Source organism: Hominimerdicola intestinalis (assembly GCF_054655215.1).
This window is the reverse complement of record NZ_BAAHNZ010000003.1, coordinates 159,375-174,209: the sequence shown is the minus strand read 5'-3', so window position 1 is coordinate 174,209 and position 14,835 is coordinate 159,375. Positions and strand designations below refer to the sequence as shown.

Genomic DNA, 14,835 nt, shown 5'->3' with positions numbered 1-14,835 from the left:
CTCCTAAAATCTGAAATATAAAAACGGATTAAACGAGTTGCTTGCAAGATATGCGGTCGAAACAGTCAGGAGTATTACTACCGCCGCAGGTTCAAGTACGCAGCAGTAAATAACAGGGGCTTTTTCGGTAAGCTTCTGCCCGAGCTTCCTGAACAGAGGAGTAGACGCGATAATAAGAATAATAAAAGTCATGGCGTAATTTGCCAGCCAGAAGAAGGTCTTGGTGTTGAAAAGCTCAAGTCCTCCGAAACCGAATAGATTTTTGAAATTCTGAATAAGCTTGGAGGTATCCTCAAAGGCGAAAATTCCCCAGCCGATAATGATAAACAAAAGAGCGTAGATATGCTGGACAATTGAAGGAGTTTTTCGGAGCGCTTTGCCGAGAAACAGCTTTTCGCAGAGAAGAATTATTCCGAAGTAAATTCCCCAGCAGATAAAGTTCCAGTCAGCTCCGTGCCAGAAGCCGGTAAGAAACCATACGATCATTATATTTACGCACTGCCTCAGCTTTCCCTTGCGGTTTCCGCCGAGAGGTATATAAACGTAATCTCTGAACCATGTGGAAAGGGAGATATGCCATCTTCTCCAGAATTCGGTTATTGATTTTGAAATATAGGGGTAATTGAAGTTTTCAAGAAAATCAAAGCCGAACATCTTCCCGAGACCTATAGCCATATCGGAATAGCCGCTGAAATCAAAGTATATCTGGAAGGTATAGGCAAGTATTCCCAGCCAGCTTGCGGCTACGCTCAGCTCTGACTGCGGCGCTGCTGAGATCTCAGCAAAAAGCGCGCCTATATTGTTGGCGAGAATAACCTTTTTTCCGAGTCCTACGGCGAAGCGCTTGATACCCTGAGAAAACTGGGAGAGCGATTCCTTACGGTAGTTGAGCTGATCCTCGATAGTCTGATAACGCACGATAGGACCTGCGATAAGCTGCGGAAAAAGAGAAACATAGGTCGCAAGATTAAGAAAATTTTTCTGCGACCTTACCTCGCCCCTGTAAACGTCGATAACATACGAGAGGGTCTGAAAGCTGTAGAATGAAATCCCTATCGGAAGAGTAAGCCCCAGAACCTTAAAGCTTGAATTAAACAGGCTGTTGGCATTTACAATGAAGAAATCGGTGTACTTGAAGAACAAAAGAAGTCCGATATTCCATATAACTGCGAACAGCATAGATATAAAAGCCGTTTTTTCACAGCCCGGCTTTCGTTTTTTGTCCGCAAAAATTCCCGTAACGTAAGCTACCGTTATAGATGCCAGCATCAGCACTATATAAACAGGTTCGCCCCATGCGTAAAACACAAGGCTGAAGATCAGCAGAACTGCGTTTTTTAAAACACGTGGGACGATAAAATACGTTATTAGAACCAGCGGCAGAAAAGCAAATAAAAATGTCGTACTACTGAAAAGCATAGATTTTTATTCCCCGATCTTTAAAGTTATGTCTCAGCCGATTATTTCCTCCGCCTTGGCGTTGTCATCTGAAATGCACATAAATACATACTTGCCCTGAACGGTAAGAACAGGGGAGTTAAGCTTGTCCATTTCCTTAGGCTGATAGTTTTCAAAAGCCTTTTTCTGAGCTGCTATCCTTGCTTCAAGAGCTGCTTTGATATCTGCGGCAGCGCTTTCGTCGTTAGCCTCAAAGCAGGCTATTTCTTCGGCGGTAGCTCCTCCCGAGCCGATATAGACCTTTCCTGAAACATATTTGTCCTGTGAAACTCCTATAAGCTTTTCAACCATTTCAGGAGAAAGCTCGTTAAGGGAATCAACAAAAGCAATATCCGATCTTAGCTTGTCCGCGATCTCAGTTACGTTTTTTGTTACGTCTGTCTGAACCGCAGCGGTCGAATTTCCGTCCTCGGCAGTGACCTTTTCATCATTTGCACAGGAGGTCAGTCCTAAGGCGCACAGCGTTGCCGCCGCAATAACGGCGCACAGTGATTTCTTCAGCTTCATACTTTATAGTTCCTTTCCTTTTTAATATATATATTATAAATAGAATTTCTGAATTTATGAATTTTCAGCAAGATAATTCATCCAGATCATGCAGTATTCCCGAATCAGATGTATACCGTCGGTTGAAGCTTCGAGCGGAAGCGCACCGTTTTCATCTTTCAGACATGACGCAACGTCGATATAAATAGAATTCGTATTTGCCGCAGCATTCTGAACGTAAAGGTTAAAGTTGTCCACGTTTTCATTTGTAAAGACCGTATTAGTATTAAGAGCAAGCGAAGATACGGGAAGGATCGACTGCACATATATCTGTGCCGACGGCTGAAGCTCCTTGATTTTATTTATTACAGCTTCGTATTCTTCCTGGAAAACGTCGGGATACGGCCATCCCAGCTCGTTTATCCCGAACATTATATAGACTCTGTTAAACTGCTTTTGCTTTAATGCGTCGTATACTGTGCCGTAGTTTCCGTTGTCAAGAAGGATAGTTTCGCTGGTTTCTATACTGCTTACGTTAAGTCCCGTAGAGGCGTAAAAGGTCGCTTTGGGGCGATCCGTATTCATTCCGAGGCCTACCGTTCTTGAATCGCCGATAAAAACAGCGTCGGAAAAATCGTCCTTTATTTCCTTTTCTGATGAAGAAGCATCGCTTTCCGACGACTCAGCGGAACTTTCCGAAGATTCTGAGGAGCTTTCTGAGGATCCTGACGAACTGTCGGAATTATCAGAGGGATCCGGCTTGACTGAATCGTCCTTTTTTACTGATGAATCCTTAATGTCCGCCTGTTCGGACAGCGACGACTGTGAAGATGAGAAATCGCCGGTCTGTATTTTCCTGCCGGTTAGCGCAACGTTTACTATCCATATCATTATAAATATCATAAGCGCCAGACAGCACACTGATATTGTGTATTGCTGCACCCGGGCGCGTTTTTTTCTTAGTTCTCTGCTGTTATTTTGCTGTCCCATTATAAAAAATGCCCTTTCAGAATTCGTGTGTGATCGTATTTAAAACTATTCAATTAAAATCATAACACATTTCACAGCTCATTTCAAGAGCTTTTCAAATATTTTTTGTCCTTGTATCATACATATTTCGACCTCATTGGATAGGTCTATTTTACGTTTACGACGCTGCGGAGCTTTTGTTTCCGGCAAGCTTAATACAGATAATCAGCATTACAGGGAAAACTGCGGCGCAGAGTATCCCGGTTTTAAGGCTTCCGCTAAGCTGGGCTGCCTGTCCGACAAGAGCAGGACCTGAGGCGCAGCCTATATCTCCGGCAAGGGCGAGCAGCGCAAACATTGCGGTTCCGCCCTGAGGACAGCTTTCGGAGGAAAGACTGAAAACTCCTGGCCACATAATTCCTACCGAAAGTCCGCAGATACCGCAGGCGGCGAGCGAAAGGAAAGCATAAGGAGAAAATACGGCGGTCAGATATCCTGCGATACACAAAATACTGCTGTACAATATAAATTTTTTCAGCGGAATTTTTTCTGCAAATTTTCCGTAAAACATTCTTGAAGCTCCCATAAGCGCTGCAAACATACAGGCTCCCGCAAGATCTCCCGCAGTTTTTGATACTTTAAGACCGTTCTGAGCGAAAAATGAAGTCCATTGGCTTATAGCCTGTTCAGCTGCACCGGAGCATATCATCATTATAAAGAACAGCCAGAATATTTTTGACGCTGCAAGTTTTTTTATTCCTGCCGGTTCTCCGTCTTTAACAAACGGACACAGCGGACAGCAGGCGAAGATAAAAGAATTCAGTAAAGGCACAGCCGCCCAGAAGAACGCCAGAAAACGCCAGTTTTCAATTCCGAATAAATTAAAGAACAGCGTAGACAGCAGTATGACCGCTACATGACCCCAGCAGTAAAAGGAATGAAGCAGGCTCATCCCTGCGGATTTGTTTTCGCTTGGCAGAGCTTCGATTATAGGACTGACAAGAACCTCGATAAGGCCGCCTCCTATTGCGTAAAACGTTGAGCTTAAAATAAGCCCCGCATAACCGTTTTGCATTATAAAAGGAAGTATTCCCATAAGCACAAGTCCCGCAGACGCAAAGATATGAGCTGAAACGATCGACCTTCGTACGCCTATCTTATCGACAAAGCCGGCGGAAAGAAGGTCTATTGCTGTTTGGACCGCAAAATTATATGCGACAAGAAAGCCTATCTGGGCTAATGAAATATCAAAGCTTTTCTGAAAAACCGCAAAAAGCAATGGAGCGAGGTTATTTACCGCCGCCTGGGTTATATATCCGGTATAACACGCTTTTCTGGTACATGAATATGAAAATTTCATTGTGAAACAACTCCTGCAGCTAATTGTAAAATCCTTTAAAATGTAAAAATAAAGATTAAATCAATTGCATTATAGCATTGCAAAGTACGGCTGTCAAGCGGTTTGAGAAATTTTACATGGTTTCATATATTAATATGCGGCTGAATACGTTTACAGATTTCTCCCCGTACCGACATTATCTTTGATCCGGCATGCTGCAAATTCTTACTCAGACTTTACAAAGGGTCGGTTTCCGTTTTTACAAAGCGGTAGTATGATTATAACATCAGCTGAATACAAATAAAACAACAAAGCTCGGAAAGAGCGTATGCCGTAAATACGGCATAAGGGTAAAAGGATGGTATTTATTATGATGAGAAAAACAAGAATTTTCAGCCTGCTGGCAGCAGCGGCAGTTTCGGTTTCTATGCTTGCTTCGTGCGGCTCGTCGGACAGCACGATCGCTGTTATCTCACGTGAGGACGGTTCGGGAACAAGAGGAGCGTTTATTGAACTTACCGGAGTTGAGGAAAAAGACGCCGACGGAAACAAAACTGACAAAACTACGTCGGAAGCCATGATATGCAAGTCTACTGACGTTGTTCTTACGCAGGTAGCGGGAGATAAAAATGCGATCGGATATATTTCGCTTGGCTCGCTTAACGATACGGTCAAAGCGGTTAAGGTCGGCGGAGCGGAGGCAGCTGCCGAAAACGTTGAAAACGGATCATATACTCTGGTAAGGCCTTTTAATATCATAGTCAAGGAAGGCGGAATTTCCGAAGCTGCTCAGGATTTTCAGAATTACATTCTGAGCAAGGAGGGGCAGGAGATAATCGGCAAGGATTATATTGCAGTTAACAAGTCTGCCGAGGCGTTCTCTTCAAACGGCGCTGAGGGCAAGGTCGTAGTTGCCGGATCGTCGTCTGTAACTCCGGTTATGGAAAAGCTTGCCGAGGCGTATAAAAAGGTCAATTCAAAGGTAACGGTAGAGGTTCAGCAGTCGGACTCTTCTACAGGAGTAAAGTACGCTCAGGAGGGTACCTGCGATATTGGAATGGCTTCAAGAGAGCTTAAATCAGAGGAGACCGGAGTTACCGGAATTGTAATTGCACAGGACGCTATTGCGATCATCGTTAATAAGGACAATGAAACGGACGATCTTACGGTTGAGCAGATAAAAAGCATATACACCGGTGAAACCACTTCGTGGGACGACCTGAAATAATACTGTTTTAATATGTTTAAGACAGATCGGGCGGATCTTATATGAAAATCCGCCTGTTGTCTTAACGTAACAATTAATGTCGGGAGTGATTATTACGGATACTGAGAATACAAAAACGGTCAAGCTTACGGCGTATCAGAAGCCGAAAAGGCACAGCTTAAATAAGATCGCCGAAAAAGCCATGAGCGGCGTATTCTTTGTTTCAGCCTGCGTTTCAATAGCGGCGGTAGTGCTTATCTGCGCCTTTATGTTTGTAAAGGGCTGTCCTGCAATAGCCGAAATAGGAGCAGGCGAGTTCCTTTTTGGAACTGAATGGAAGCCGCAGGATTCAAACCCCAGCTTCGGGATCTTTCCTATGATAATAGGAAGCCTTTACGTTACTGCGGGGGCGATAATAGCAGGAGTTCCTATAGGCTTGATGACTGCGGTATATATGGCTGAATTTTGCCCTAAAAAGCTTTATAAATGGCTTATGCCGCCGATCAACCTTCTTGCAGGGATACCCTCTATAGTATACGGATTTTTCGGAATGATAGTTATTGTTCCGCTTATAAGAAACGTTTTTGGGGGAGGCGGACGCGGAAACAGTATACTTACCGCATCGATACTTCTGGGAATAATGATACTTCCGACGGTAGTAGGAATGAGCCGAAGCGCAATGAAGGCAGTTCCGGAGAGCTATTACGAGGGCGCGCTTGCTTTAGGCGCTACTCATGAAAGAGCGGTAAGTACAGTTATAATTCCCGCTGCACGGTCGGGTATTCTGGCGAGCGTGATTTTAGCCGTAGGACGTGCGATAGGCGAAACTATGGCTGTAATTATGATAGCGGGAAATCAGCCCAGGCTGCCCGGGAGCGTATTGGACGGAGTAAGGACAATGACGGCGAATATTGTGATCGAAATGAGCTACGCTACCGGACTTCATTACGATGCGCTGATAGCAACCGGGGTAGTGCTGTTCGTATTTATTCTGCTGATAAATCTGCTGTTCAATGTAATTACGTCGAAAAAGGAGCGCTGAGCTATGAGTGAAAAAATGAAGACCTACAAGGCGCACCCTATGTCGCTCGTATTTTCGGTACTTACTAAAATAGCGGTAGGTATAACGATAGCTATTTTTTTCCTTATAGCAGGATATGTAGTTATAAAAGGAGTGCCGTATTTAAATTCCAGTCTTTTTTCTTGGACATATACAAGTGAAAACGCCTCAATGATGCCTGCGGTGATAACTACCTTTGAAATGGTGGGGATCGCTCTGCTTATAGCCGCTCCGCTGGGGGTTTTCTGTGCAGTATATCTTGTAGAGTATGCTAAAAAGGGCAGCCGGCTTGTAAAATGGATAAGGCTTACGACGGAAACTCTTGCCGGGATCCCCTCTATTATATACGGACTTTTCGGTAATATGTTTTTTGTATTAGCTCTTAAATGGAAGCTTTCCCTAATGGCGGGCGCCTGTACTTTGGCGATAATGGTGCTTCCGCTTATAATACGCTCGACCGAGGAGGCGCTGAAATCGGTTGACGACAGCTTCAGGGAGGGCAGCTACGGACTTGGAGCAGGAAAGCTTAGGACGATCTTTGTAATAGTTCTTCCACCGGCTATGAGCGGGATACTTTCGGGAATAATTCTTGCGGTTGGACGTATCGTAGGAGAAACCGCCGCTCTGATATATACTGCCGGTACGGTAGCGAAAATTCCGGGGCTGTTCGATTCCGGAAGAACGCTTGCAATACATATGTATGCGCTTTCAAACGAGGGACTTCATATGAACGAGGCAAGCGCAACGGCAGTTGTTCTGCTTGCGACGGTATTGCTGCTCAACGGTCTGGCTTCGCTTATTGCAAAAAAGCTTTCAAAAGGAGAAAAATGATATATGCCTATTAAATTTGATATAAAAAACGCAGATCTGTTTTACGGAGATTTTCAGGCTTTAAAAAATATAAATCTTGAGGTTTGCGACAATGAGATAACCGCATTTATCGGACCCTCCGGCTGCGGAAAATCAACGCTGCTGAAATCTCTTAACCGAATGAACGATCTGGTAGAGGGCTGTAAAATAACAGGCGATTTCAGGCTTGACGGACAGGATATTTATAAGGATATAGAAATTACCGAGCTTAGAAAGAGAGTCGGAATGGTATTTCAGAAGCCTAATCTTTTTCCCATGTCAATTTACGACAATATCGCTTATGGCCCGAGAACTCACGGAATAAAGAAAAAGGCGGAGCTTGACGAGATAGTTGAAACTTCCCTGAGGCAGGCGTCGATCTGGGACGAATGCAAGGACAGGCTGAAAAAGTCGGCGCTCGGCACTTCCGGAGGACAGCAGCAGAGACTGTGTATTGCGAGGGCGCTGGCGGTAAAGCCGGAGGTAATACTTATGGACGAGCCGACCTCAGCGCTGGATCCTATTTCAACTATAAAGATCGAGGAGCTTTGTCAGCGGATAAAAAACGATTATACAATAATTATCGTAACCCATAATATGCAGCAGGCGACCAGAATTTCCGATAAAACGGCGTTTTTCCTGCATGGAGAGATCGTGGAGTCTGACACGACCCAGAAGATATTCAGTTCTCCGTCGCAGCAGAAAACTCTCGATTATATTACAGGACGCTTCGGATAAGGAGGAAAATTAAATGCGGGAAAGCTTTGATAAACAGCTTAATCAGCTTAATATACTGCTTATGAATATGGCGGCTCTTGTTGAGCAGATAATCGCTATGTCGGTAAAGTCATTGGAGGAGCAGAATACGGAGCTTGCGGGACAGACGGTAGAATTTGATACTAAAATAAACGATGCGGAAAGAGAGATAGAAAGACTCTGCTTAAAGCTGCTTTTACAGTATCAGCCGGTTTTTGCAGACGATCTGAGGAGAGTTTCCACCGCTTTGAAAATGATAACCGATATGGAGAGGATAGGAGATCAGGCGGCAGATATAGCACAGCTTAATATTACGCTTATTGCTCAGAAAAAGAACTGGGAGCTTGGTGAAATATCGCAGATGGCAAGGGGAGCCGCCTGTATGGTATCGCAGAGCATAGACGCTTATGTAAATCACGACGAAGAGCTTGCCTGTGCCGTTATAGCTTCCGACGACGAGATAGACGACTTGTTTTCGCAGATAAAAAACAAGGTTATAGAGCAGATAGCGGCAGATAAATCAAAAGGCGAGCAGGCGGTCGATACGGTTATGATAGCCAAATATTTTGAAAGAATAGGGGATCATGCGGTAAACGTTGCAGAATGGGTGCTGTTTTCGATAACCGGAGTTCATAAATCACACAGAATAATGTAGAGCGCCGTTCATATATACTTTACCTGATTTTACACTGATTTTACATTCAGGGGTTTGGGATTTTACATTTGCCGTTTATAATAGTTATTGTAAAATCGGATAATATAAAAAGTAAGAATGTAAAATCAGGAGAGTAAAGTATGAATATTTTTTCTGTACTGACTTTGATCGGCGGACTTGCACTGTTTCTTTACGGAATGAATGTAATGGGCGGAGGTCTGGAGAAGCTTGCAGGCGGAAAGCTTGAAAAGATTTTTGAAAAGCTTACGTCGAATCCTCTTAAAGCTGTTTTGCTTGGTATGACCGTTACGGCGGTTATTCAGTCGTCGTCGGCAACGACCGTTATGCTGGTAGGTTTTGTTAATGCCGGAATAATGAAGCTTCATCAGGCAATAGGCGTTATAATGGGAGCAAATATCGGTACTACCGTAACCGCATGGATATTATCGCTTTCCGGAGTTGAGGGCGACAGCTTTCTGATACAAATGCTTAAGCCGTCTTCGTTTTCTCCTGTACTTGCAGTAATAGGCGTTGTATTTCTGACGTTTTCAAAAAACGGAAAAAGGAAGGATATAGGAACGATCTTTTTGGGCTTCGCGGTGCTGATGTTCGGAATGGACATGATGTCCGGTGCGGTTGAGCCGCTGAAGGACGTACCGGAATTCGCCAATATCCTGCTTTTGTTCCGCAATCCTTTGCTGGGCGTATTGGCAGGAGCTTTGCTTACTGCGATCATACAGTCCTCCTCGGCGTCAGTCGGTATACTTCAGGCGCTTTCTTCTACCGGAGCTATAAAGTTCGGCGCAGCTCTTCCGATAATCCTCGGACAGAATATAGGTACCTGCGTTACCGCTTTGCTTTCTTCGATAGGAACTTCAAAAAATGCAAAGCGTGTAGCTGTGGTCCATCTTTATTTTAATATTATCGGAACAGTTCTGTTTCTGGCGGCGTTCTATACGCTTAACGCTGTTTTCAGTTTTCCGTTTATGAACGATACCGTAGGAGCTGCAAATATTGCGATCGTTCACACCATATTTAATTTCACAACTACCTTAGTTCTGCTTCCGTTTATTAAGCTGCTTGAAAAGCTTGCATACCTTACTATAAAGGACAGCAGGAATGAGCAGCCGGTCAGCGCAGAGGATCAGTTCAAGCTGCTTGACGAAAGATTTTTGCAGTCCCCTTCCTTCGCTATAGAGCAGTGCAGGACGGTTGCATCTAATATGGCTGATATTTCAAGGAGATCTATTCTGCTTGCTATGGAGCTTTTTGAGAATTACAGCGACGACAAGGCGGAGCAGATAAGCAGCATGGAGAGCGCAGTAGATATGTACGAGGACAGACTCGGAGCTTATCTTGTCAAGCTTTCCAGTACGGATCTGTCCTATAGGGATTCGCAGTCGGTAGCTACTCTTCTGCATACTATCGGAGACTTTGAGCGTATCTCGGATCATGCTAAGAACATGGCGGAAACGGCTAAGGAAAAGCATGACAAGGATATTGAATTTTCAGTTCAGGCAGTCAAGGAGCTGAAGGTGATCTGTGAAGCGGTAAAGGAAATTCTTGATCTGGCAGTAAAGGCGTTTACGGAGCAGGATCTTTACAGCGCCTATCTGGTAGAGCCTCTTGAGGAGGTCGTTGATCAGCTCAGGACAAAGCTGAAAAGCAGGCACGTTAAAAGGCTTCAGAGAGGTATGTGTACAATAGAGCTTGGCTTTATCTTTACCGATCTTCTGACGAATCTTGAAAGGGTTTCGGATCACTGCTCCAATATTGCGGTATGTCTTGTTCAGGTAAACGACGATAATTTTGAAACTCATGAATATCTGAGAACGGTAAAGACCAGCGGCGAGGCTTTTGATTCGGAGGTTGAAAAGTATCAGCAGATATTTGCGCTTCCGAAAAAGGATTTCTGATCAAAGGGATAGACCGAGGACGGATCGGTTTTGAAAGGATTGATATTATGTCGGTTATTTACTGCGTCGAGGACGACGACGGAATACGGGAGCTGGTTTCCTGCGCACTAAGATCAGGGGGCTACAAGGTAAAGGCATTTCCCAAGGCTAAGCCATTTTATGAAGAACTTAAAAGCGGAGCGCCGTCGCTTATCCTTCTTGATATAATGCTGCCGGACGAGGACGGTCTGACTATACTCGGCAAGCTTAAAAGCGAAGCAAGGCTCAGAGAGATACCGGTTATTATGCTTACTGCAAAAACAAGCGAGCTTGAAAAGGTAAGGGGACTGGAATCCGGCGCAGACGATTATATTACAAAGCCGTTCGGAGTTATGGAGCTGCTTTCAAGAATTAAGGCTGTATTAAGGCGCACGTCAAAGCAGGGCGGAGAGTCCGAGGTGTTTGAAATCGGAGGCTGTTCGCTTGACGCTTCACGGAGGATAGTTACTTATAACGGAACAGAGGTAACGCTTACTTATAAGGAATTTGAGTTGTTGATGTATCTTATGAGGAATCAGTCTATCGCCGTAACAAGGGACAAGCTTATGGAAATGGTATGGGGATACGAGTTTGCAGGAGAAACAAGAACGGTAGATATGCATATAAAGACGCTGAGGCAGAAGCTTGAAGCGGCGGGGTGCAGGGATATTATAAAAACTGTAAGAGGCGTCGGATATAAGTGCGGGTAGCAAAGCTTTGAATTTACAGCGGGGAGGCTAAGGGCAATGCAGAAAAAAATTTTCAGGGTCATGACTGCTGTTGTTGCGGTTTCTCTGTCTTTATTTTCGCTGATAATCGGCAGAATAAGCTATTCTTTCTATAAAAGCGCAGCTCAGGACGAGCTTAAAGCCGCCGCTGACATAGCTGTTCAGAGTATCGGGGAAAATGCGGATCTTTCTGAGCTTGACGCAAGCCTTAAAAATGCTTTGGATTATAACGTAAGACTGACTTATGTTGATAATTACGGCGATGTTTTATATGATAATCAAGCAGAGCCGGCTGAAATGGAAAATCATCTTGATCGTAAAGAGATAAAACAGGCTCTGGAGGAGGGAATGGGAGAGTCGACAAGATTCTCTGAAACCCTTGACAAAACTGTTTATTATTACGCAGTAAAATACGATGAGGGAGTTTTAAGATTTGCGAGGGAAAGAAGCAATCTTCTTTCAATTTTTATTTCAGTAATTCCGATAATAATCTGCGCTGCAGGGGGAATTTTTGTTGTAACAACGATCATTTCAATCAAGTTGTCGGAAAGTCTTATAAAGCCTATAAACAGACTGGTTACCCAGTTTGATATCAACGGCGACGGACTCGGAGGTCTGGATACACCCTATGAAGAACTTAAGCCTATAATCAAAAACGCCGACCTGCTTATGAAGAGGATCTCCAAAAACGTTGCAAAGCTAAAACGTGAAAAGGAAAAGATAACTCTTATTACTGACAATATGGTGGAGGCAATGATACTGCTGGATTCCGATCATACAGTGCTTTCGGTAAACAGAAGCGCAGTTAAGCTTCTTAATCCGCATTTTGACCCTCATTCACATGAAAAGCTGACTCATCTCACGGTCAATAAGGAACTGATGGAGCTGCTTGAAAAGCTTGATGAAAGCGATTCGGCAAGCGGTGTAGTTACAGTTAAGAACCGTTATTTCAGAACGTTTATAAATAAGTCTGCCTTTAACGGAGATTACGGAATTATTATTCTTATGGCGGACGTTACTGAAAGCATAAAGAGCGAACAGATAAGACATGATTTCTCAGCAAATGTATCTCATGAGCTGAAAACGCCTCTTACTACTATCAAGGGCTTCGGAGAAATGATGGAGGGCGGGATCATTACCGGTTCTGAAGATATTAAGAAATACGGCGGAACTATCTATAGGGAAGCCGAGCGTCTGCTGTATCTTATAAACGATATTATCAGGCTGTCGGAAATTGAGGAGCATGCCAACAGCGAAAGCGACGAGGTCGATATTCTTCATACTGCTCAGGACGTTGAGGAGATATTGCAGAATAAAGCGTATAATCATAAGGTTTCGGTATTTGTTAAGGGTGATAATGTAGTTATCAAGGGAAATCAGAGCTATATGACGGAGCTTCTTCTCAATCTTATGGATAATGCGGTCAAATACAATAATGACGGCGGTTCCGTATGGGTAGAGGTTTCAAGAAAAGGTGACAACGCTGTTATTACCGTAAGAGATAACGGGATAGGAATAGCCGACAGGGATAGGGAAAGAGTATTTGAAAGATTTTACCGCGTTGATAAAAGCCGATCAAAGCAGACGGGCGGAACGGGTCTTGGACTTTCAATAGTAAAGCATATAGTTGCATATCATAACGGAGAGATCTCTATCACCAGCAGTTTAGGAAAGGGAACGGAGATAACCGTTGCTATTCCATTGACTTAAATTATAAAATAAGATCCTCTTATTGCAGAGCATATTGTCTAGCGGTAAGGGGATCATTTTATCATAAAATAAATATTATTGCATATCTTAAAGTATTAATCAATCGCTGTAAACGATATTAGTAGGATCAAATACATTTTGTACAAAATAGCACATTGAACGGAAAGCAATATAGCAGATATATCAAAAAGATAAATGCTGTTTTATCTGAAACATAGTACGATAATAAAAAAACCGCTTTCTGAATTTTTTCAGAAAGCGGTTGATTTTTAAAGTGAAGCTTCGCTGCTTACTGGTCTTCCGCAGCTGATCTCAAGATTGCCGTTTAAACATCTTATCTTGTCGATCATTTCCTTTTCTTTTAAAGGATCCTTCATAACTATCATATAATCAAGCTTGTAAAGACTGCCGAGGTTGGCGGTTTTAACGTTTATCAACTCGTGTGCGCTTGTATATCCGGCAAATATTTCATCGAATATACTGCTGTAGTCAAGACTCTCCGGGATAGTGATCTTAAGATTTCTTTCCTCGGCTTTAGGCGTACCGAATTTGGTATATGCGGTTATCAGCATAACTGCACACATAATTACAGTGAACAGCGACGCTATTCCGACATAGCCCGTTCCGCAGGCAAGACCTGCCGCCATTGCCATGAATATTGCTGAGATCTCCTTTGCGCTGCCGGGAACGGAACGGAATCTTACCAGAGTAAACGCTCCGGCTACTGCAATACCAGTACCTACGTTGCCGTTAACAAGCATTATTACCGTCTGTACTGCGGCGGGAAGTATGACCAGCGTAAGAAGAAAGCTTTGGGTATACCTCGTTTTTCTTGAATAAGCAAACGCCATAATAAGACCGAGTATAAGTGAAAAGGCAGTGCATATCAGAAAGCTTCCGGCGGTCAGGCCGTTCTTTATTATGCTTAAAAACAAATCAGACATTTAAATTTACTCCTTTGGTATTACTTTTTAGCATTGATATATAAGCCGTTCCGTATTTCGAGCATGATTCCGGATAAATTTTCAGCTTATCCAGAATATGCGACAGCCAGAGCGGCATTGAATCGGGTATTTTTATTTCCATTATGTATTCGCTGTTTCCGAAGAGGCTTTTTCCATGATCCCCTTCGGTAAGACTTGAATTTTCGGCCCGCCATCTGACGTTTTCGTCTATCGTAAGTCTGAGCGAAGGATCTTCATTTCCTATATATGAGGTTCGGTCATAAAAGAGCGCGCCCGCAGGAATAAGACGCCCGTAAAATTCAATGAATTTTTGTATTTCTTCTGCGACCTGATCTTCAGGCGGAGGTCCTCCGTTTACGAGCCAGCCATAGGCCTCTCGGTATGGGAGGGATATTCTTCGCTTATATACGATCCCCTTGTATTTTTTCTTCAGCTCCGCAAAGGACGGAGAAGCTTCGTTTGGCACTCCGTAAGTGCGCAGCCTTAATTTTTCCTTGTATATCGGTTTTTCGAGGGAAGCTCTTATAAGCCTGAAATCGGGAGTGTCAAAATATATGTTGCAGATCGTCGTTCTTCCGTAACAGTCCGACGTCATAAGAGCTGAAACAGCCTCCAGAAAATCTGCATACTGACTGCCCCTCAGCCTGTATTTTAGCTCATAGCGCTTAAAAACGCTTTGGTACTGCGCCATTTTTATATAACACGCTCTTTTTTACAGA

Annotated in this window: 14 protein-coding genes; 8 read left to right on the top strand and 6 right to left on the bottom strand. The window is 43.7% G+C overall.

Features of this window, described 5'->3' with window-relative positions; translation table 11 throughout:
- Positions 1-3: 3 nt before the first annotated feature.
- From ACYQ0H_RS05025 to ACYQ0H_RS05010, 4 genes are all read right to left on the bottom strand, one after another.
- Positions 4-1,419 (bottom strand): MBOAT family O-acyltransferase, encoded by a 1,416-nt coding sequence (locus ACYQ0H_RS05025; RefSeq protein ID WP_459811748.1) that lies wholly within the window; start codon positions 1,417-1,419, stop codon positions 4-6.
- Between the two features lie 33 nt (positions 1,420-1,452).
- Positions 1,453-1,965, bottom strand: a complete 513-nt coding sequence (locus ACYQ0H_RS05020) for a DUF4358 domain-containing protein (protein ID WP_459811747.1) — start codon at positions 1,963-1,965, stop codon at positions 1,453-1,455.
- Positions 1,966-2,019: 54 nt separating this feature from the next.
- Positions 2,020-2,886: a GDSL-type esterase/lipase family protein gene (locus ACYQ0H_RS05015; protein WP_459811746.1), complete on the bottom strand. Its 867-nt coding sequence runs from the start codon at positions 2,884-2,886 to the stop codon at positions 2,020-2,022.
- A gap of 205 nt (positions 2,887-3,091) precedes the next feature.
- Positions 3,092-4,273, bottom strand: a complete 1,182-nt coding sequence (locus ACYQ0H_RS05010) for an MFS transporter (RefSeq protein ID WP_459811745.1) — start codon at positions 4,271-4,273, stop codon at positions 3,092-3,094.
- A gap of 349 nt (positions 4,274-4,622) precedes the next feature.
- On the opposite strand from ACYQ0H_RS05010, the gene ACYQ0H_RS05005 reads away from it, so the two are divergent.
- The 8 genes from ACYQ0H_RS05005 to ACYQ0H_RS04970 all read left to right on the top strand — a co-directional run bounded on the left by ACYQ0H_RS05005 (position 4,623) and on the right by ACYQ0H_RS04970 (position 13,151).
- The gene (locus ACYQ0H_RS05005) at positions 4,623-5,480 is read left to right on the top strand and encodes a substrate-binding domain-containing protein (protein ID WP_459811744.1); all 858 of its coding nucleotides are present in this window, start codon (positions 4,623-4,625) and stop codon (positions 5,478-5,480) included.
- Between the two features lie 181 nt (positions 5,481-5,661).
- The gene (gene pstC, locus ACYQ0H_RS05000; protein WP_459811831.1) at positions 5,662-6,501 is read left to right on the top strand and encodes a phosphate ABC transporter permease subunit PstC; all 840 of its coding nucleotides are present in this window, start codon (positions 5,662-5,664) and stop codon (positions 6,499-6,501) included.
- A gap of 3 nt (positions 6,502-6,504) precedes the next feature.
- Positions 6,505-7,350 carry a phosphate ABC transporter permease PstA gene (pstA, locus tag ACYQ0H_RS04995; RefSeq protein WP_459811743.1) on the top strand — a complete coding sequence of 282 codons (846 nt, stop codon included), beginning with the start codon at positions 6,505-6,507 and terminating at the stop codon, positions 7,348-7,350.
- Between the two features lie 3 nt (positions 7,351-7,353).
- Complete coding sequence (gene pstB, locus ACYQ0H_RS04990) at positions 7,354-8,106, top strand: phosphate ABC transporter ATP-binding protein PstB (protein ID WP_459811742.1); 753 nt, start codon at positions 7,354-7,356, stop codon at positions 8,104-8,106.
- Positions 8,107-8,119: 13 nt separating this feature from the next.
- Entirely contained in the window at positions 8,120-8,779 is a 660-nt protein-coding gene (gene phoU / locus ACYQ0H_RS04985) for a phosphate signaling complex protein PhoU (protein ID WP_459811741.1), read from the top strand.
- A 140-nt stretch (positions 8,780-8,919) separates the two neighbouring features.
- The gene (locus ACYQ0H_RS04980) at positions 8,920-10,695 is read left to right on the top strand and encodes a Na/Pi cotransporter family protein (RefSeq protein WP_459811740.1); all 1,776 of its coding nucleotides are present in this window, start codon (positions 8,920-8,922) and stop codon (positions 10,693-10,695) included.
- Between the two features lie 47 nt (positions 10,696-10,742).
- Positions 10,743-11,423, top strand: a complete 681-nt coding sequence (locus tag ACYQ0H_RS04975) for a response regulator transcription factor (RefSeq protein WP_459811739.1) — start codon at positions 10,743-10,745, stop codon at positions 11,421-11,423.
- 36 nt (positions 11,424-11,459) lie between these two features.
- Positions 11,460-13,151 carry a sensor histidine kinase gene (locus tag ACYQ0H_RS04970; protein WP_459811738.1) on the top strand — a complete coding sequence of 564 codons (1,692 nt, stop codon included), beginning with the start codon at positions 11,460-11,462 and terminating at the stop codon, positions 13,149-13,151.
- A 269-nt stretch (positions 13,152-13,420) separates the two neighbouring features.
- Here ACYQ0H_RS04970 and ACYQ0H_RS04965 read toward each other — a convergent pair whose 3' ends face one another.
- Positions 13,421-14,095, bottom strand: coding sequence for a DUF4956 domain-containing protein (locus ACYQ0H_RS04965; protein WP_459811737.1), 675 nt, complete (start codon positions 14,093-14,095; stop codon positions 13,421-13,423).
- A complete protein-coding gene (locus tag ACYQ0H_RS04960; protein ID WP_459811736.1) occupies positions 14,088-14,807 on the bottom strand; it encodes a polyphosphate polymerase domain-containing protein in 720 nt (239 codons plus the stop codon). Before ACYQ0H_RS04960 ends, ACYQ0H_RS04965 begins: the two co-directional genes overlap by 8 nt.
- Positions 14,808-14,835: the final 28 nt, after the last annotated feature.

Bases quoted from the DNA above. Each gene is read 5' to 3' on its own strand.
- ACYQ0H_RS04980 (WP_459811740.1), top strand. From the start codon at position 8,920: ATGAATATTTTTTCTGTACTGACTTTGATCGGCGGACTTGCACTGTTT.
- pstA (WP_459811743.1), top strand. From the start codon at position 6,505: ATGAGTGAAAAAATGAAGACCTACAAGGCGCACCCTATGTCGCTCGTA.
- ACYQ0H_RS04965 (WP_459811737.1), bottom strand. From the start codon at position 14,095: ATGTCTGATTTGTTTTTAAGCATAATAAAGAACGGCCTGACCGCCGGA.
- pstB (WP_459811742.1), top strand. From the start codon at position 7,354: ATGCCTATTAAATTTGATATAAAAAACGCAGATCTGTTTTACGGAGAT.
- ACYQ0H_RS04960 (WP_459811736.1), bottom strand. From the start codon at position 14,807: ATGGCGCAGTACCAAAGCGTTTTTAAGCGCTATGAGCTAAAATACAGG.
- ACYQ0H_RS05020 (WP_459811747.1), bottom strand. From the start codon at position 1,965: ATGAAGCTGAAGAAATCACTGTGCGCCGTTATTGCGGCGGCAACGCTG.
- ACYQ0H_RS04970 (WP_459811738.1), top strand. From the start codon at position 11,460: ATGCAGAAAAAAATTTTCAGGGTCATGACTGCTGTTGTTGCGGTTTCT.
- ACYQ0H_RS05010 (WP_459811745.1), bottom strand. From the start codon at position 4,273: ATGAAATTTTCATATTCATGTACCAGAAAAGCGTGTTATACCGGATAT.
- phoU (WP_459811741.1), top strand. From the start codon at position 8,120: ATGCGGGAAAGCTTTGATAAACAGCTTAATCAGCTTAATATACTGCTT.
- ACYQ0H_RS05005 (WP_459811744.1), top strand. From the start codon at position 4,623: ATGATGAGAAAAACAAGAATTTTCAGCCTGCTGGCAGCAGCGGCAGTT.
- ACYQ0H_RS04975 (WP_459811739.1), top strand. From the start codon at position 10,743: ATGTCGGTTATTTACTGCGTCGAGGACGACGACGGAATACGGGAGCTG.
- pstC (WP_459811831.1), top strand. From the start codon at position 5,662: ATGAGCGGCGTATTCTTTGTTTCAGCCTGCGTTTCAATAGCGGCGGTA.
- ACYQ0H_RS05025 (WP_459811748.1), bottom strand. From the start codon at position 1,419: ATGCTTTTCAGTAGTACGACATTTTTATTTGCTTTTCTGCCGCTGGTT.